This is a genomic window from Pseudomonas sp. TE3728, from assembly GCF_056279145.1.
In genome coordinates this window covers 559,866-578,958 of the sequence record NZ_JBWBQT010000001.1, presented here as the reverse complement: position 1 = coordinate 578,958, position 19,093 = coordinate 559,866, and the positions used below count along the sequence as shown (strand labels likewise).

At 60.2% G+C, this 19,093-nt stretch carries 8 protein-coding genes (1 of these 8 running past the window's edge); 2 read left to right on the top strand and 6 right to left on the bottom strand.

The window, feature by feature from the left end:
• Nucleotides 1-144 precede the first annotated feature (144 nt).
• Nucleotides 145-1,008, top strand: a complete 864-nt coding sequence (locus tag ACZ89R_RS02145) for a helix-turn-helix domain-containing protein (RefSeq protein WP_429546869.1) — start codon at nucleotides 145-147, stop codon at nucleotides 1,006-1,008.
• A 68-nt stretch (nucleotides 1,009-1,076) separates the two neighbouring features.
• Here ACZ89R_RS02145 and ACZ89R_RS02140 read toward each other — a convergent pair whose 3' ends face one another.
• Genes ACZ89R_RS02140 through ACZ89R_RS02130 form a run of 3 tightly spaced genes read right to left on the bottom strand, consistent with a single transcriptional unit; the run spans nucleotide 1,077 to nucleotide 6,681 of the window.
• On the bottom strand, nucleotides 1,077-4,151 hold the full coding sequence (locus ACZ89R_RS02140) for an efflux RND transporter permease subunit (protein ID WP_429546870.1): 3,075 nt from the start codon (nucleotides 4,149-4,151) through the stop codon (nucleotides 1,077-1,079).
• Nucleotides 4,148-5,242 (bottom strand): efflux RND transporter periplasmic adaptor subunit, encoded by a 1,095-nt coding sequence (locus ACZ89R_RS02135; RefSeq protein ID WP_429546871.1) that lies wholly within the window; start codon nucleotides 5,240-5,242, stop codon nucleotides 4,148-4,150. Before ACZ89R_RS02135 ends, ACZ89R_RS02140 begins: the two co-directional genes overlap by 4 nt.
• Before the next feature lie 8 nt (nucleotides 5,243-5,250).
• Nucleotides 5,251-6,681 (bottom strand): efflux transporter outer membrane subunit, encoded by a 1,431-nt coding sequence (locus ACZ89R_RS02130; protein WP_429546872.1) that lies wholly within the window; start codon nucleotides 6,679-6,681, stop codon nucleotides 5,251-5,253.
• 314 nt (nucleotides 6,682-6,995) lie between these two features.
• Here ACZ89R_RS02130 and ACZ89R_RS02125 point away from each other — a divergent pair, with 314 nt between their 5' ends.
• Nucleotides 6,996-8,336, top strand: coding sequence for a diaminobutyrate--2-oxoglutarate transaminase family protein (locus tag ACZ89R_RS02125; protein ID WP_429546873.1), 1,341 nt, complete (start codon nucleotides 6,996-6,998; stop codon nucleotides 8,334-8,336).
• Between the two features lie 80 nt (nucleotides 8,337-8,416).
• Here the strand turns inward: ACZ89R_RS02125 and ACZ89R_RS02120 are convergent, their stop codons facing one another.
• The 3 genes from ACZ89R_RS02120 to ACZ89R_RS02110 all read right to left on the bottom strand — a co-directional run.
• Nucleotides 8,417-10,378, bottom strand: a complete 1,962-nt coding sequence (locus ACZ89R_RS02120) for a MacB family efflux pump subunit (RefSeq protein ID WP_429546874.1) — start codon at nucleotides 10,376-10,378, stop codon at nucleotides 8,417-8,419.
• A gap of 2 nt (nucleotides 10,379-10,380) precedes the next feature.
• A complete protein-coding gene (gene macA / locus ACZ89R_RS02115) occupies nucleotides 10,381-11,532 on the bottom strand; it encodes a macrolide transporter subunit MacA (protein WP_429546875.1) in 1,152 nt (383 codons plus the stop codon).
• A gap of 78 nt (nucleotides 11,533-11,610) precedes the next feature.
• On the bottom strand, nucleotides 11,611-19,093 hold the 3' portion of the coding sequence (locus ACZ89R_RS02110) for a non-ribosomal peptide synthase/polyketide synthase (protein WP_429546876.1). The gene runs 23,471 nt beyond the window's last position; only the last 7,483 of its 30,954 coding nucleotides appear in the window; its start codon lies off the right edge, out of view; the stop codon is at nucleotides 11,611-11,613.

Below are 19,093 nucleotides of genomic sequence, written 5' to 3'. Positions count from 1 at the left end.
ATCATCAGGCACATTCGATAGACTTCTGAACTCGAACTGAACAAACCTTAAACTGAAACATATCGTACACATTTTCCATATATACTGTATCGCGTCTTACCCAGACAAAAAACAATCCCCCTAACGTCATGACATGGAGAGCGGATGAACTTACAAAGATTATTCCCGCACGTTGGAAAAGTCATCGCCAGTACAGGCAGCCGTAATTTCCCTCGAATGTTGCACGATCTGATACTCACGGAACTACCTGTTGATGCAACGCATATTACGGAACAATGGATAGACGCAAGAAATGTTTCTGAACTGAGCACCTCAAGTATAGGATGCGTCGGTATGAGTAACAGTTGCATCGATGCCGTAATGGACACTCATACAGCAAAACCTTTTTTACTTGCCGATGATATTTTTTTCGAAGACGCCAAACCTGAGAAGCTGCCAGATTTCTCCTGCTGTTTGCTCGCGCGTGAACAGTCGGACAAAACGCCTCCCAGGGCGACAGCCCAATTGCATCTGACTTCCCGCAAAAACGGTCATCGATATGTCCTGTCCGTATACCGGTCCCCTCTTTCGCAAGGTTTTTCAGCGCAGGAATGTGCATTGCTGAAAGATTTTTCCTGTCTGTTGTTGCCAATGGTGGAGGAACACGTTGCTGCCCTGCTCCCATCGGACACGCCACGACAAGACAACGGTCTGGCACTTGAGGGACCGGAAAACGGCGGTATGGAAGCGTTGCGCCAGAGATTTGCCGATCGACTGCTTTTATCTGGACTGAGCTTGTCCTCCCGTGAAACCGAAGTGTGCGTTGGATTACTGGCGGGGCGCACGGCGCCTGAACTCGCCGAGCAGCTCAACCTGAGGGTCAATACGGTCGAGAGCTATCTCAAGCGCGCGGCGATAAAAATGGGTATTGGCGGACGCCGCTCGTTGATTCGCTGGATGCATTCGATGGATGCCAATCAATCTAATGCTGAATGCCCCCCCAGTACCGCCGTTCGACAAGCGGTCTGAACATTGCCCCCATGCTTGTCTGATCGTTGTCCAAGACAGGCTTGCGTCGGGGGCTCTTCCCCCCCCCCTCAGTTTTCATTCATCAATCCCTCGCCGGTCAGCACACGAGCGCGACGCTTGAACCACTGCAATATGTCGTCGACATAAGTGAAAATCACTGGAACCACCAACAGACTCAACAGTGTCGAGGTCAGCAGCCCACCAATCACCACCACGGCCATCGGCTGCCGAAAACTCGGGTCTTCACCTATCCCCATGGCGGTCGGCAGCATGCCGGCCCCCATGGCAATGGTGGTCATCAAAATCGGTCGGGCACGTTTGTGGCAGGCATCCACCAGAGCATCATATCGGCCCAGGCCATAATCGCGACGGGCCATGATGGCGTACTCCACCAACAGAATGGAGTTCTTCGTCACGATCCCCATCAGCATCAGCAAACCGATAACCGAAGGCATCGAAAAACTCAGGTTGCACACCAGCAGGGCCACCAGCGCGCCCCCCAGTGAGAGTGGCAACGCCGAGAGAATGGTGGCCGGTTGCAAGAAGTCGTGGAACAACAACACCAGCACCGAATAGATACAGAACACACCGATGACCATGGCCAGGCTGAAACTGCCGAACAGCTCCGTCATCAGCTGCAACTCGCCCTGCTCCACCAGTTTCACTTCGGATGGAAGATTCTGCATCACCGGAAATTGACTAATCTCGGCCATGACTTCGCCCAAAGTGCGCCCGTTGAGTTCGATAGACAGGGTGATGTTGCGCAAGCGGTCCAGACGAGTGATTTGCGCTGGCCCGCTGCCCATGTGTATTTCACCCAATGACGCCAGCGCGACCTGGCCGTCGCGACCGGTCACGCGCAATTGATTGATCGTATCAAGGTCACTGCGCAGCAACGGATCCATGCGCACTCGTACGTCCACTTGACGTTGCGATAAGTTGATTTTGCCCAGTGACGAGGAGTATTCGCCGTAGGTCGCCATGCGCAAGGTATCGGCGATATCCTGACTGGTAATGCCCTGCTCCGCCGCGCGGGCGAAATCGGGACGCATCTGAATTTCCGGTCGCTGCAAGGCCGCGCTGGAAGTGACATTCCCGATACCCCGGAGTTGGCGCAACTGCGGTTCAAGGGAACTGGCGGTGCGCTCCAGCAAATCGCCATCGTCACTGGCTAGCACGATATTCAACTTCTCTCCGCTGCCATCGCCCCCCACATTGACCCGTACCCCCGGGAGTGTGCGCAACACCTGACGCATCTTGGCTTCGACCTCGACCTGTTTGAGATCGCGCTCATTACGGGGCATCAGGTCCACGGTCAGGATGGCATCGCCGTTACCGGTGATATCGCTGGGCCCGGAGCCCGAGCTGTTGGGCGTTCCCACCGAGGCGAATACGTGTTTGACCTCATCAAGGGCGCGCAGGCTTTCACTGGCCTGCAGGGTTATTGCAGTGGTTTGTTCCAGCGTCGTTCCGGGTGGCAATTCCAGCAGAACTTTACTGCGAGCAGTGTCCTGGGCCGGCAGGAAACTGGTCGGCAACAACGGAATCAGCGCCAGCGAGCCCATAAAAAACATTCCAGCCAGAAGCATGGTGGTTTTACGTTGGGTCAAGGTCCAGTGGATCCAGTCCAGATAGCGCGTCATCAAGCCGCTGTCGTGTTCGGTATCCTTTCTGGCCCGGAGAAAATAGGCGGCCATCATCGGCGTCAGCACCCGCGCCACCAGCAAGGAAAACAGCAACGCAACCGAGGCGGTCACACCAAACTGGCGGAACAGTTTGCCGGCGACCCCCCCCATGAACGCGGTGGGCAGAAAGACCGCAACGAGGGTGACGGTAGTGGCGAGTACCGCCAGGCCTATTTCGTCCGCCGCCTCGGTGGCCGCCTCGAGCGGGGTTTTACCCATGCGCAAATGCCGGGCGATATTCTCGATCTCGACGATGGCATCGTCCACCAGCACACCAATGACCAGCGCCAATGCCAGCAGGGAAACGGTGTTGAGGGTAAACCCCGCCAAATACATCACGCCAAAGGTGGGAATGATCGACAACGGCAGTGCCGTGGCCACGATGAGTGTGGCGCGCCAGTCCCGCAGAAACCACCAGACCACCAGCACCGCCAACAGCATGCCTTCATATAGCAGGCTCATCGAACCGTGATAATTGTCGAGGACCGATTCCACCGTGTTACTGGCTTCGACGATCTGTACGTTGGGATGTTGCGCTGCAAACGTGACCATGGCCTTGCGCACGTCATCGGCCACGCCGATATCGGAAAACCCCAGCGAACGGATGACCTGAAAACCAATCACCGGCTTGCCGTCGCGAAAAGCACGACTACTGCGTTCGGCATGCGTGTCGCGAATCGTGGCCAGCTGACGCAACGCGAGCAGACGTCCGTCGCCACTCGGAATATCGATGGCACCGAGTGTGGCCGGGTCGTCAATGGCCCCCAGGGTACGCATTGCCTGCTGCCCACTGCCAAGATTGCCCTGACCGCCGGAGTTGTCCTTTTGCATCGCCCTCAATTGACTGGCCACGTCCGCAACGCGGATACCCAGACCCGCCATCACGGCCGGGTCGAGATTGACCTGGATCTCGCGGTCGACACCACCTACGCGCGCAACCAATGCCACGCCCGGAACTGACAGCAGTTTCTTGCTCAGCTCGTTATCGACGAACCACGACAGTGCCTCCTCATCCAGGCTGTCGGAATCGATGACATAGGTGAGCAGCGACGAGGCGCTGGTGGTCAGTCGGGAAACCGATGGTGTATCCAGGCTGGCCGGCAATTGCGGCATGGCGCTGTCGACCGCATTGCGTACTTCGTTCAGTGCCTCGTTGCCATCCTTGTCGACGGCAAAGCTGACACTGATGTTAACGGCACCGTCGCTGATGATAGTCGTCACATGTTTGAGCAAGCGCAGAGACGTGAGCTTATCCTCGATCTTGCGTGCCACTTCGGTTTCCAGTTGCTCAGGCGCCGCACCTTCGAGTGATGCGCTGATCACGACCACGGGCAAATCCATGTCCGGGAAATCCTGGATGCCCAGCCTTTCAAAGCCCAGCAGGCCGAAGAGGGTCAGCAGAATGAACAGCATGACGGCCGGAACCGGATGGCGGATCGAGAGCGCTGAAATATTCATGGCTGAGCAACCTGAGGCTGAACGAGGGTCACGCTCGCACCATCATTGAGGAAGGCACCGCCGGCACGCACGATACGGGCCGGCTCATTCAAACCGCTGAGAATTTCCACCGCCTGCTGAAGGCGTCTGCCCACCTCGACAGGCCGCTGCACAACGCGCATGTCATCGCCCAGGGTAAACACATAGCTGCGACCGTCACGCAGGATCACCGCCGTGTCCGGTACCGTGACGGCCTCGCGAGGTGCCAGTTCGATCTGGCCGCTGGCATACATGCCGGCCCGGGCGGCGCTGTCTTCCGGCAGGGAAACATAGACCAGGGCCCGGCTGGTTTTGTTGTTCAGTGTGGGCGAGACCAATCGCACCCGCCCTTCCAGGCTCTGGCTGCCGGGCAATATCAGACGGGCGATCTGACCGGTCTGCACGCGCGCCAGTTGGCGTGAGTCCAGCTCGGCTTGCCATTCGATGCGGCCTTCGCGGACCAGACGAAACAGCTCGTCACCCGCGGACAGCACCTTGCCGAGTAACGCCGTACGCGAGGAGATGATGCCATCGTCGACGGCAACGATACGCGTCTGCTTGAGCCTGATCCGGGTGGTTTGCAACTCGGCCCTGGCCCCCGCGAGGTCAGCCTTGGCGGTCGCCACTTTGATTCGATAGTCTTCGCGCTGCTGTTCTGACAATGCTCCGCCCTGACCAACGACTCGGGCGCGGCGATCGTTGGAGTTGGCCTGCTCCAGATTTGCCACGGCCTGGGCGACGACCGCCTGTTGTTTGCTTTCTTCGGCCAGCACGGTTTCCGAGGCGAGGGTGGCCAGCAATTGCCCTTTCTTGACCCGACTGCCGACATCGGCTTCAAGGCTGGCGATACGCAGACCGCTGGTCTCGGCATTGATGACCGCTTCCTGCCAGGGCGCCAGCGCACCGCTGGCAGACAGTAACTGCGGCCAGAGCTGGCGTCGCGCCTGGACAACCTCGACACTCAGGCTGCTAACGTTTGGGGCTGTCACAGCCGGCGGTTCAGACCCACGGCGCAAATAGATCAACACGATCACTACCGTGAGCACGGCCACTGCCAGCAAAATTTTACGCAACGTCGACCTCACACGCCTTCCCCGTTTGATGCCTGGTTTCGCGCTTGTGGTTGATGAGTCTGCCATCCACCTCCCAATGCCTTGTACAGCGCAATCCAGTAGCGCACTTGATCCTGCTGCAACGTGATTAATTCGATCTCGGACGTCAGGGCCAGACGGCGTGCGGTTTCGCGGTCCAGCAGGCTCACGCCGCCAGCCCGCCAGTTGCGGTCGATGGCCTCGAACGACTCGCGAAAACCTGCGGTGGAGCGCTCGACGTCGGACTCCCGACGCCGCGCGGCATCGAGACGCACCAACGATTGTTCGACTTCCATGACGCTGGTGCGCAATGTCTGGCGATAAACCGCGAAGGCTGCCTCGTAAGAAGCTTCGGCACCGTCCACCGCCGCACGGCGCTTGCCGCCATCGAACAGTGGAATTGACAAGACCGGACCCAGCGACCAGGAGCGGGTGCGCTCGCCCGCCGTGATCCCGACGGAAAACGTGCCGGAAAGACTCAGACTTGGCAGCCGATCAGCCTGGGCTACACCAATCTCGGCGTTTGCCGCCGCCAGCTCGCGCTCGCTGGACGCAAGGTCCGGGCGCTGGCGCAGCAGGTCGGCCGGGATCTGTCGTACGTTGAGTTCGGCAGGTTGCGGCAATTGTGCCGGTGAGTGGCCGAGCAACTCGATTAGCCGCCCTTCGACACCGCCCGTGAGTGCAACGAGACTTTTGAGCAGTACCTGACACTCACTCTGCTGACTGATCAGGGTCGCCGCGTTGCTGGCGGCACTGGCATCGGCCAGGGCTGCATCGGCGGACGAGGTGAAGCCCGCCTCGAATGACTGGCGCGTGATGCGCGCCGTATCCAGTTGCGATTGCGCCTGGTCGCTGTAGGCCAACACCAGTTTCTGACAGCCACGGTATTGCACGTAGTAGTCGCCTACCTGGGCCGCCAGCGAAACCCGCGCATCATGCCAATCATCCACGCGCGCCTCGACCCGCGAACTCGCCGCTTCGTTGTTGCGTCGCAACTTGCCGAACAGATCGACCTCCCACGCAGTATCGAACTGGGCAGAAGAGCCTGAACCCGTCAGGTGTTTATTGCCGGTTTGTTGTCCGCCACGGCCCTTGGACAACTTACCGTCAAGACTCGGCAAGGTATCCGCGACATTCCCGGCGAGCGTCGCGCGGGCCAGGGCGATGTTGGCCCAGGCCTGATCCATTGATGGGCTATCGGCTTCGGCCAGACGCAACAACTCGGCCAGCGCCGGATCGTCGAACTGTTGCCACCAATCGGTCAAGGCTGCCACGGACGCACCATGGGGTAACGGCGCCTGCCATTTGACGTCGACCGGGACCGTTGGCACCTGATAGTCAGGCCCGAGGACGCAACTGCTCAGGGCCATTGCACACAGTGTCACCAGTAATACTCCACCTGGAGGCTTGAAGACATGCATAGCGTTCTCTTGGTGCCTGACAAAAAAGTGGAAAAACAGCGAGGCACCCGATACAGGCACGGCTCGGGGAGACGGAAGGTTGATAGTGATGGGTTTGATGAAGCTCGTGTGTCAGCTATTTAAACCTGCGTCTCATTCTGTGTCTGGCATGGAAAACAGGGACAGGTGCCGGTAGAAAAATTAGCGGTTCATGCGGGGCCCTGTTGAAATGACTGGAACATGTAACTCGCCTGCCAAATAAGGCAACACGTCCTGCTGAGCGTGAGGCACAACACCGCTCGACTCTCTTTCCTAGGGCCAATGGGTGATCGAATATGGAAGAACTAAGCTATCTCAAGAAAGTCGAGTCGAACGCACGAACCTATGCGCAGACATTCCAGCGGCTGTTCGTCAGCGGCAAGGGAATGCGCATCAAAGATGCCAGCGGCCAGGAGTTTCTCGATTGTCTGTCGAACGCCGGCACCCTGGCCCTGGGTCACAATCCGCCTGCCGTCAAAGACGCGGTAATGGACTTTCTCGGCGGCGATCACCTGCAGCAAGCGCTCGACCTGGCCACCCCGGCCAAGCACGCTTTCGTGCAGGAATTGTTCTCCATGCTGCCGGCGAAAATGCGCGACACGAGCAAGATTTTATTCTGTGGCCCCAGCGGCTCGGATGCGGTCGAGGCGGCCATCAAACTGGCGCGCCACTACACCAAACGCTCGACACTGATGGCCTTCCACGGTGGCTATCACGGGATGACGGCCGGGGCATTGTCCGCAATGGGCAACCTGTCCCCCAAGGCCGGTAACGGCCTGATAGCCCAGGGCACTCACTTTCTCCCGTTCCCCTATCGCTTTCGTTGCCCGTTCGGTACCGACGGCGAACATACCGACCAGTTGTCCATCGACTATATCCGTACCGTCCTGTCGGACCCTGAAGGTGGCGTCACCAAACCCGCTGCCGTGATCGTCGAAGTCGTGCAAGGCGAAGGGGGTTGTATTCCCGCCTCGGCACACTGGCTGAGGGCTTTACGTGAAATCACCCTTGAGCAAGACATTCTGCTGATCGTCGACGAGGTCCAGACCGGTCTGGGGCGCACCGGCACCACCTTCGCCATCGAGCATGCCGGCATCGTGCCCGACGTTCTGGTGCTGTCCAAAGCCATCGGTGGTGGCTATCCATTGTCGGTGATCATGTATGCCGATCACCTGGATACCTGGAGCCCGGGCATGCACGCGGGCACTTTCCGTGGCAACCAGGTGGCGATGATCGCCGGTGCGGCAACCATGCGCCAAATCAGGCAAGACAACCTCGTTGCCCATGCCGCCCATATGGGCAAACGGCTGGAGAGCGGTCTTCATGAAATTGCGCGACGCTTTCAGTTCATAAGTGATATTCGCGGTCGCGGGCTGATGATTGGGGTAGAGATTACCAAGCCTGGCGCGAATCAACGTGCCGGCCAGGCGGACGGTGCCCGTGCACGCGCCATCAAACTCAACTGCTTCGACAACGGACTGATGATGGAAACCGGCGGACGCCATGGCGCGGTGCTCAGGTTCTTGCCGCCATTGACCATTACCGAAGCCGAGGTCGGCATGGTGCTGGATCGCTTCGAACAGGCAGTCAGGAAGGCCGGCGAAACACGTCCACACTATGCGCGCGAGGCGGTATGAAGAGCAGTAGATACCGAGCCTGACGACTCGGTTTCGTTGGTTATTTCCCGCCGCACTCGGGCGGCGGGACTTGAGGTTAGTCAATCGCGCGCCAGCGCATCGATCGGATCGAGTCGCGCGGCATTGCGTGCAGGCACGAAGCCAAACACTATACCGATCAGCGTCGAACAGATGAAAGCCGTGATGATCGATCCCATCGAGAACACCATCTGCCATTCCTTGACGAAGATCGAAAACACGTAGCCAATACCAAACGACAGCGCGATGCCAATCGTCCCCCCCACGAGGCATACCATCACCGCCTCGACCAGGAACTGCTGGCGGATATCCGACTGACGTGCGCCGACCGCCATGCGGATACCGATTTCACGCGTACGCTCGGTCACGGAGACCAGCATGATGTTCATCACGCCAATGCCACCCACCACAAGCGATATGACAGCGATCAACGAGAGCAGCAACGCCAGCGACTGGCTGGTCTTCTGCACCGTTTGCAGCACGCTGTCGAGGTTGTAGGTGAAGAAGTCCTTGGTGCCATGGCGCTGTTCCATGAACTTGACGACGTTGTCTTCGACCACTTTGCTCGGTTGCCCGTCCTTCACCCGCACCGTGATGCTGTCGAGGTAGCGCTGGCCCAGCAACCTCCCGGCTGCGGTTTCATAAGGCATCCACACGTTCAGGTTCTTGCTGGTGTTGAATACGCTTTTCTTGTCTTCGGTCACGCCAATGATGGTGCACGGCAAGTTGTCGACCAGAATCACCTGGCCCAACGGGTCTGCGGTGGGGCCAAACAGCCTCAGACGCGTATTGTGGTCGATCACCACCACCTGCGACTGCCGCCGGGCATCATCTTTGCCAAACGATACACCCGCGCCCATTTTGATCCCGCGGACCTGGAAGTAACTCTCGCTCACACCGTTGACGGTCGCTGTCACATCAATGTTTTCATAACGCAGCAACAGGTTGCGGCCCACATTAGGTGTGGCGCTGTCGATGTAATACTGCTCGCTCAAGGCTGTGACGTCGGGCATCACCAGTGTTTCGATAGCGGCGGAGCGGCTGTCCCCCCAGTCGCTGCCCGGATAGATCTCGATGGTATTGCTGCCGATCGCTTCGATGTCCTTGAGCACGTAGCGCTTGGCCCCTTCGCCGATGGCCACGATCGAGACAACAGACGTGATGCCGATGATGATGCCCAGCATGGTCAGCAGGGTTCGCATCCGGTGCGAGACCAGCGCAACCCAGGCCATGTTGAACGCTTCGCTGAACAGCCCGAAGCTGGCCAGCAAACGGTTCGTCTGCTTGACCTTGGCCGGGCGTGCTCCCTGCGCCGGTTGATCCTCCACGGGACGCTCTGGATTGACCCGGTCGCTGACGATCTCGCCGTCACGGATCTCAATGATGCGCTTGGCATTGGCCGCCACTTTCTCATCGTGGGTGACAATGATAACGGTATGCCCTGCCGCATTGAGCTCGAGCAGAATCTTCATCACCTCCTTGCCGCTGGTGGTGTCCAGTGCACCGGTCGGTTCGTCGGCCAGAATGACCTCGCCGCCGTTCATCAATGCCCGGGCGATACTCACCCGCTGCTGCTGACCACCGGAAAGCTGGCTCGGCCGATTGCGCAAGTGACCCGCCAACCCCAGGCGAGTCAACAGTTCCCCGGCACGGCTATGCCGTTGCGACTCGCCGGTACCGGCATAGATGGCCGGCATTTCGACGTTGTGCAAGGCGCTCAGATGCGGCAACAGATGGTAGCGCTGGAAAATGAAGCCAAAATGGTCACGACGCAGCACCGCCAATTCATGGTCGTCCATGGCGCTGGTTTCGCGCCCGTCCACTTTGTAGCTACCGGCGCTCGCATGATCGAGGCAGCCGAGCACGTTCATCAACGTGGATTTGCCTGAGCCGGAAGCGCCGGTGATCGCAACGATCTCGCCAGCGTTGATCGTCAGATCAATGTCCTTGAGCGCGGTGAAATCCTTCTCGCCGGCGAGAAAGCTGCGGGTAATACCCTTGAGCTCCAACAGTGGTCGCGTCATCGTCAGGCACCCGCCACGGCTGGAGCCGGTTCACCAATGATGACCTTGTCACCTTCTGCCAGGCCTTCTTTGATCTCGGCCCTGACGTTGTTGTTGATACCGGTTTGCACATTGCGCATCTGCGCCTTGCCTTCGGCGTCCACCACACGGACCACGACGCTGCCATCCTTGTTTTTCGCGCCCAGCGCGGCGACGGGAATCGTCAATACGTCCTTGGCTTTATCCAGGACGATACGTACCTGGGCGGTCATTGAAATACGCAGGCGATGGTCGGGGTTCGGCACGTCGAACAGACCGTTGTAAAACACCGCGGTGTTCTGCTTGGTTGTCCCGGCGGCCTGTGTTTCGAGGAAGTTTTGCGGCGCGGGCTCAGTACCCCGCAGCTTGGCGTAGTAGCGTTTGTCCGATTCGCCCAGGATGGTGAAGTACACCTCCTGCCCGGGGATGATGTGAATGACGTCGGCCTCCGACACCTGTGCCTTGACTGTCATGGTGTCCAGGTCGGCCAATTTGAGCAGTACCGGCGCCAGTTGCTCGGCGATCACGGTCTGGCCCTCCTGCGTCACGACCCCCACGACATAGCCGTCGATCGGCGCGACGATGTGCGTGTAGGCCAGGTTGACCCGCGCCGTTTCCACCTGGATACGGGCATCCTTTATCTGCGCATCAAGCGAAAGCAGATTGGCCGCCTGCACCTTGTAGTTCGACTCGGCGGTCTCGTACTCCTGCTTGGAAATCGCGTCGTCCGGTTGCAGTTTTCTGTAGCGATCGTAGGTGGCTTTCGCGTCCTTGAGTTGCGCCGCCGTGGCCTGTTTTTTCGCCACCAGGTTTTCTTCATTGACCTGAGCCTGACGCAGTGAATTCTGCGCCAGCATGGGATCGATTTCCGCCAGCCACTGGCCCTTCTTGACCTTGTCGCCCAATTTTACCTTGAGCGATTTCAGCTGGCCTGAAACCTGAGCACCGACATCGACCTGTTTGACGCCCTGCAGAATCCCGGCCGCCAGCACCGCGTTCTCGATGTCCGTGCGCTCGACCGTGGCGGTCAGGTACTCCGGCGGTTTGCCCGGGGACTGAGCGCTGTAAAAAACCAGACCGGCCACCACGACCAGAACGAGCACGATAGCAATTTTGCGAAACTTCGACTTTTCCATAAATAACCATGAGTGCGTTGATTTCAGGCCCGGCCGATATGGCGCCGGGCTCCATGGATTCGCGCGAAGGGAGGACGGCTATACGCAATCACTGGCGGCCTCCTCATCGAGCATGGGAAGGCTGTCCTGCCACCAGGCTGCCAGGTTATGTACGTGAGGTGCCTTGAGGATCGTGAAGTGGTTACCCGGACCGTACCAGATACTGAGGTCAGGCACGTGCTTACGCCATCCTTCGATCATTTCTTGCTGCTCGCGTTTGTTACCGGCCGTGTCCAGGGTCGGATCGTTGGCCAGCACCAGGCGCACCGGACCGGTGTATTGATGTTGAGGTTGGTAAACCGTGCGCAGTGCCGTGCCGAAGGCCCGCGCCGGGCCACGCATCGAGTCGACAGCCGAGCGCTGCGGCAGCATGCCGGCGCGGACCATGCCCGCATGCAGCAAGCGCATCTGTGCGGCATCGTCCTGCGTGCCGAATACCGTGGCATCGATGCCGAGCGACTTGCCAGAGGCTAACTGCATCGCTTCAATCAAGCGTTTCAATACCCCCGTCGCGGTATAAGGTTTGCCCACCACACCGTTGCCACCCGGCGACTCGCTGTCGATCAACGTCAGCGACGCCACTTTGCGGCCACGCGCATTCAAACGAGCCGCCATCTCGAACACGATCCAGCCGCCGAAGGAGTGCCCGAGTAAATGCACCGGGCCATCGGGTTGCACCTTGTCAATCGCGTCGAGGTACGCCTCGGCGGCGGTTTCCACAAGGCTGAAAGGCTCGGTGCTGCCATCCAGTCCACGGGGTTGCAGCCCATGGATCGGCCAGTCCGGGCCGAAGGCATCGGTCAGCCCGATGAAACCGGTCACACTGTCTCCGGCGCCAGGCACACAGAAGATCGGAGCCCGATCGGCGCGCCCGCCCTGGATCGTCAGCAGCGGTTGATAGCCAGTCTTCGATGGCATCGGCGCCGGACGTGACGCGACGGCGCGAAGTGCATCGTTGATGGCTTGACCCAGTGTCTGGATATGCGGGGTCTGCATCATCGTCTGGTGATCACCCGGTACGCTGATGCAGTGCATCTGTGTTTTGGGCAGGACAGCGTCCCACCCCAGATAGCCGGAATGTTCGGACGCGTCTTCCTTGCGCTCGTCGGCCATCAACAAGTGCACTGGGGCGGAAATCGGATACACCGTGTAATGGGCCAGTGCATGGCCATGCGCGACTTCGCGGTCAAGGTAGTGCCAGAGCTGGGCTGCGCTATAGACAGCCAGCTCTTGATGCAGCACCCCTTCGTCGCGACACCGCTGTACCAGGCCTTCGAAGTCGAATTGGCTCATCTGCGTCTGCAAGCACGTCAGTTTTGCGAGGATCGACGCGACGTCCACGTCATCGGGTGCCTGGGCCTTCCAGAAGACATCGCAGCGGTCCAGCAAGTGGAGTTTGTGAGCTTCGTCCGGCGTCCAGCGCGCCCGGCCCTGATCCACCAATCGCGGCAGGTAGCTATCGATCAGGCCGACGAACTCGACCTCCTCGTCCAGGCCAATAAGCTGGATGGCGATCTCGTAAGCCAGCACACCGCCGAACGACCAGCCGGCAAGCCGGTAAGGCCCTTTGGGCTGCACTGAACGCACGATGCCCACCAGGCGCGAGGCCAGGCACTCCATTGTCTGCAACTGCTGCTCTCCCCACGCAATGGCAGGCAAGCCATAGACAGGGATATCCGGATCGATATGTTTGCCCAACGCGGGGAAGTAGAGGTCCAGCCCACTGAATTCATGCACCAGGAACAGCGGGTTTTGCGTGCCGGTCTTGCGCACCGGGACAATCGAGCCGAGCAGCTGAACATCAGTGGTGCGGGCCTGCAGCATCGACGCCATCGACACCACGCTTTCATGCTGGAACAACTCGGACAGCGATACCGTCAGGTTGGCCTGCGCCAGCAGTCCGACCAGTCGGATCGCCAGCAGCGAATGCCCGCCCATTTCAAAGAAATTGTCATGACGGCCAATCCGTTCCAGCTTCAATACCTCGGCCCACAGACTTGCCAGCGTCGTTTCCAGTGCGCCCTGCGGTGCTTCGTAGTCGCGGGTCACATAGGCACCGGTTTCCGGTGCCGGCAGCGCGCCGACATCGACCTTGCCGTTCAGCGTCAGGGGCAACGCCACCAATTGCACATAAGCCGCCGGAATCATGTACTCCGGCAATAGTGAATGCAGGTGCATGCGCAAGGTTTCGGCATCGGGTATTTCACCGCTCGCCTGCACGGTGTAGTACGCCACCAGACGCTTATCGCCAGGGCCGTCTTCTCGCGCCACCACCAAGGCTTCGCGCACCCCGTGGCATTCGTGCAAGCGCGCCTCGATCTCACCGAGTTCGATGCGGAAACCGCGGATTTTTACCTGCCCGTCATTGCGATCCAGATACTCGATGGTGCCGTTCGGCAACCAGCGCCCCAGATCACCGCTGCGGTACAGGCGTGCATCCGGCCGATCGCTGAACGGGTCGACGATAAAGCGCTCTTCGGTCAAGTCCGCACGGTTCAAGTAACCGAGGGCCACCCCCGCGCCGCCGATATGAATCTCGCCCGTGACCCCGACCGGTACCGGTTGCTGTGCAGCATTGAGGATATAGATCCGGGTGTTGGCAATGGGACGGCCGATCGGAATACTCATCGCGCCGTCAGGCACGGCTGTCACCGCATGGGTCGTGGCGAAGGTCGTGGTTTCGGTGGGGCCATAGCAATGCACCAGCCGCAGTGACGGAGCATGCGCCAACAGACGCCGGAACGAGGCCGGATCACCCCGCTCGCCACCACACAGCAAGATGCGAAGACGTGCCAGGGCATCCGGGATCAACATCAGGTACTGGTTGAACACGGCGGTGGTCACGAACAGCACCGAAACGCCCGTCCCTGTCAGCACCTGAGCGAATTGCGTCGGGCTGAGCAGCGCTTCGTGATCAATGATCACGATCCGTCCACCGTTGAGCAACGCGCCCCATACTTCCATCGTACTGGCGTCAAAGGCCGGGTTAGAAGCGAAGGCCACACGGTCGTGTGCGCCAAAATCTGCATAGCCGTTGTTGATCACCAATCGGCCGATGGCCCGATGCGGCACGATCACGCCCTTCGGTTGGCCCGTGGAGCCGGAGGTATACATGATGTACGCCGGCGTATCGCTCGCTTGGGTGGACATTACGGCAGGCCGTTCATCGCGGGCCAGCCGCAAAGTATCCAGGTCCACTCGCAGGATGCCTTCAGGCACCACCCTATCGCTCGTCGTCAGAACCAGTGCCGCCGCGCTGTCTTGCAGCATGAAGCGCTGGCGTTCCTGCGGCGCATGGTGATCCAGCGGCACATAGACGGCGGCGCACTTGAGGATCGCCAGTTCGCTCACGATAAGATCGAACGAGCGATTCAGCACAATCGCCACCCGTGCCTGGGGCGTGACGCCTTGCTCGCGCAAGTAATGCGCCAGGTCATTCGCCCGGGCATTCAGTTCCCGATAGGTGAGTTGTTGCCCCGCCTGTTCGACGGCAATCGCGTCGGGCCGGGCCCTGGTCTGAGCGTCAAACAGGTCCTGAACTGTCCGTTCGTGAGGGTAGACCGTGTCAGTCGCATTGAAGTCGAGCAGCAGTTGCCGACGTTCTGCCAGCGGCAATATCGCCAGGTCGCGCAGCGGTGCTTCGGGGGTACGCTCAAGCGCATCAACCAGGCTTTCCAGTGCGGCATTCATATAACCGCAGACACGCTTCGCCCCGACCCGAGATACCACCAAGGCCGTCAGCACGAACGGTTCGCCGAGATCGTCGACGTTCAGCGACAGCGGATAGTTGCTCCACTCTTCACCACCCAGCCCTTCGATCCCGCTCCACGCCGACAGCGCGTCACCGGTGACCTGCGTTGCACTGTGCCGGTAGTTCAGCAACGCGCTAAACAGCGGCGCGGGCGCCGCCACACCACTGCAACGTTGCGCCAGGGCCAGCGACGCGTGTTCGTGCCCGAGCAGTGCGGTGAGGCTCGCATGGGTCGCCTTCACTCCCGCACGAGCCCCCGTTGCTCCGACATCAACCCGCAACGGTAAGGTATTGATGAACAGTCCCAATGCCCGATCGGCACCTTCGCCACCCTGCATCCGTCCCATCAATACCGTGCCGAACACCACATCCTCGCGACCGGACACGCCTGCCACCACTTGCGCCCATGCCAGGTGATGCAGACTCGCCGCACTCACGCCGAGCAAACGTGCCTGCGTGCGCAGGCGGCGACTCAAGGCTTCGTCAACCACCCACTGTGCTTGCTCGATGCCGGTACCGTCGCCCTGCACATCGTGCAGACCGAACGGTAACGTCGGCTCCTTGATGTCCTTGAGCATGTCGCTGAAGAAGGCCTCATGGGCGCTTTCACTCACCCCAAGTCGCGCCTGCGCCACATAGTTGCGATACGGCACGGCATCGCCCAATTGCGCTTGTTGCCCCAGCAAGTAAGCCTGCATTTCGTGCTGGATCACTTCCAGCGCGGTGTGATCGAGAGCGATGTGATGAAACAGCAGTAAGGCCACCCAGCGCTGGTGTTCGCCGTCATAGGCACAGGCAAGACGCAGCAGCGGTGCCTGGCGTACATCGAGCCGGTAGTGTCGCGGATCGAAACGCTCGCGAAGTTGTGCGGCGACATTACCCGGCTCGCAAACACATTCCTGAACAAGCAGTTGTACTTCGCGCAAGACCACTTGCACCGGCTCGCGTAGCCCTTCCCATAGCACTGCAGTGCGCAGGATATCGTGCCGACCGATCACACCCTGCAACGCGTCCACGAAGGCATCCAGCCGGGCACGATCCTTGAGATTGAACAGAGCCTGCTGCACATAGGGATCGCCCTGCTGCGAAGCGAGGTGGTGATACAAAATCCCTTCCTGCAGCGGCGCCAGTGCGTAGATGTCCTGCACATTGCCAACCCCACCGGGGATGAGCGCGACAACACGTTCGATCTCTTCCGCCAACAGCGTTGTCAGCGGCAACATGTCGGGCGTGATCCGCTGGCAGTCATGCGCAATGCCGTTGTCCGGCACCACGATTTCCGTACCGTTCCCCACGGCCGCCGCCAGTGCCGCCAGCGTTGGCTGGCCGAACAGCACCCGCACATCCGCGCTCAAACCGACCTCACGCATGCGTTGGATCAGCGTGACCGCCAGCAGCGAGTGACCGCCCAATTCGAAGAAATGATCGTGGCGCCCGACCCGCTCGACCTTGAGCAACTCGGCCCACAGCTGTGCCAGTGTGGTTTCGATTGCTCCTTGCGGCGCCTCGTAATCACGGGTGATCACCGAGTCCGGATCCGGCGCGGGCAACGCCTTGCGATCCAGTTTTCCGTTCGGCGTCAGCGGCAGCGCGTCGAGCGCCACGTAGGCGGCCGGCACCATGTACTCCGGCAGGCGAACCTGAAGATGACCACGCAAGGCCTGGATGTCGAGCATTTCGCCCTGCCTGCGCGGCGTATAGTAAGCCACCAATCGTTTGTTGCCGGGTTCGTCTTCGCTCACCAGCACCACCGTTTCCAGTACCGCCGGGTGCTCGGCCAGACGCGCCTCGATCTCGCCCAACTCGATACGGAAACCGCGAATCTTGACCTGATCGTCATTGCGCCCCAGGTACAGAATGTTGCCGTCCTGCACGTAACGCCCCAGATCGCCGGTGCGGTACATCCGGGCATTCGGAGCATCGCTGAACGGGTCTTTCAGGAAGCGCTCGGCCGTCAGTTCCAGACGGTGCAGATAACCTCGTGCGACTTGGACCCCGCCGATGTAAATCTCGCCTGCCGCCCCCATGGGCACCGGCTGCTGGCAGCCATCGAGCAGGTAGATACGCGTGTTGGCGATCGGTTTGCCGATTGGCGTGCTATCGGGTGTGTCAGCACCCGCGCAGTCCCAGGCAGTCACGTCGACAGCCGCTTCGGTCGGCCCGTACAGGTTGTGCAACGATGTCGCCGGCAGTTGCGTTTTGAAGCGCCGCACCAGGTGACCCGGCAACGCCTCGCCGCTGCACATCACACGCACCAGCCCTTCGCACTCGCTGACATCGCCATGGGCCAGGAACACGTCCAGCATCGAGGGCACGAAGTGCATCGTGGTGATACCTTTGGCTTGAATCACCTCGCGCAGATACGCAGGATCCCGATGACCGCCCGGACGGGCCATCACCAGACGCGCGCCGCAGAACAGTGGCCAGAAAAACTCCCACACCGATACGTCGAAGCTGAACGGAGTCTTTTGCAGCACCGCGTCCGCAGGGGTCAAGCAATACTCGTCCTGCATCCACAACAGACGGTTGACTATCGCGCCGTGCTCGTTGATCACGCCTTTGGGCAGCCCGGTCGAACCCGAGGTATAGATCACGTAGGCCAGGTGTTCCGCACACAAGCCGTCCACCACAGGATCGATGGTTGGCTGCGCCGAGAAATCGTCCTCGTCGGTGGCATCCAGCAGCAACACCCTCGCCGTCGTCGCTGGCAGGCTGGCCTGCAAGGCACGCTGGGTGAGGACCACTGCCGGGGCGCTGTTTTCCAGCATGTAGGCCAAACGGTCGGCCGGATAATCCGGGTCGAGTGGCACATAACCGGCACCGGACTTGAGAATGCCCAGCAGGCCCGCGAGCATTTCGAGACTGCGGTCCACGCAGATCGCCACGCGGTCGTCCGGGCGGATGCCCAGCGCGATCAAACCATGGGCGACCTGGTTGGAGCGGCGGTTCAGCGTGTCGTACGTCCAGTGACTGTTTTCGTATGTCACCGCGATTGCGTCGGGACGCGTAGCGACTTGCGCTTCGAACAGCCCATGCAACGTCAGGCCCTGCGGATACGCGACCGCGGTGGCATTAAAGGTTTCCAGCAAATGATGGCGCTCGTGATCGCCCAGCAGCGGGATGTGCGCCACCCTTGCGTGCTCGTCGGCAACCATGGCTCGCAGTACGCACTCGAGGTAACCGAGGTAACGTTCCATCGTCGCTTGGTCGAACAGCGACGTGGCGTATTCCAGCGACCCGTACAAGCGGCCGCCGATTTCCGCCATGTCCAGCAACACATCGAACTTCGCGGTACGGCTGGTCACACCCAGCCCTTGCAGCGCTATGTCGCCCAATTCCAGGCCGACGTTTTCGTTGTTCTGCCATGACAGCATGGCCTGGAACACCGGGCTGTGGGACAGGCTGCGTACCGGCCGAACCACCTCCACCACCTGTTCGAATGGCAAGTCCTGATGCGCCTGAGCGTTCAGGAGTTGAGCCTTCACGCGTTGCAGCAAGGCTTCGACCGTCAGTTCGTCCGACACGTCGACGCGCAGTGCCAGCGTGTTGACGAAGAAGCCAATCATGCCTTCGACTTCAGAACGCAAGCGGTTCGCCACAGGGGTACCGATGACGACATCGCTCTGCCCCGACAGACGACTGAGCACGGTGGCCCAGGCGGCCGTCACGGTCATGAACAGCGTGGTGCCATGGCGGTGACTCAGCGCCTTGAGGTCGTCGGTCAGGGTTTCATCGAGTGCGAGGCCGACGGCGTTGCCTGAATAGTTTTGC

Bases quoted from the DNA above. Each gene is read 5' to 3' on its own strand.
- ACZ89R_RS02140 (WP_429546870.1), bottom strand. From the start codon at position 4,151: ATGAATATTTCAGCGCTCTCGATCCGCCATCCGGTTCCGGCCGTCATG.
- ACZ89R_RS02125 (WP_429546873.1), top strand. From the start codon at position 6,996: ATGGAAGAACTAAGCTATCTCAAGAAAGTCGAGTCGAACGCACGAACC.
- ACZ89R_RS02145 (WP_429546869.1), top strand. From the start codon at position 145: ATGAACTTACAAAGATTATTCCCGCACGTTGGAAAAGTCATCGCCAGT.
- ACZ89R_RS02120 (WP_429546874.1), bottom strand. From the start codon at position 10,378: ATGACGCGACCACTGTTGGAGCTCAAGGGTATTACCCGCAGCTTTCTC.
- macA (WP_429546875.1), bottom strand. From the start codon at position 11,532: ATGGAAAAGTCGAAGTTTCGCAAAATTGCTATCGTGCTCGTTCTGGTC.
- ACZ89R_RS02130 (WP_429546872.1), bottom strand. From the start codon at position 6,681: ATGCATGTCTTCAAGCCTCCAGGTGGAGTATTACTGGTGACACTGTGT.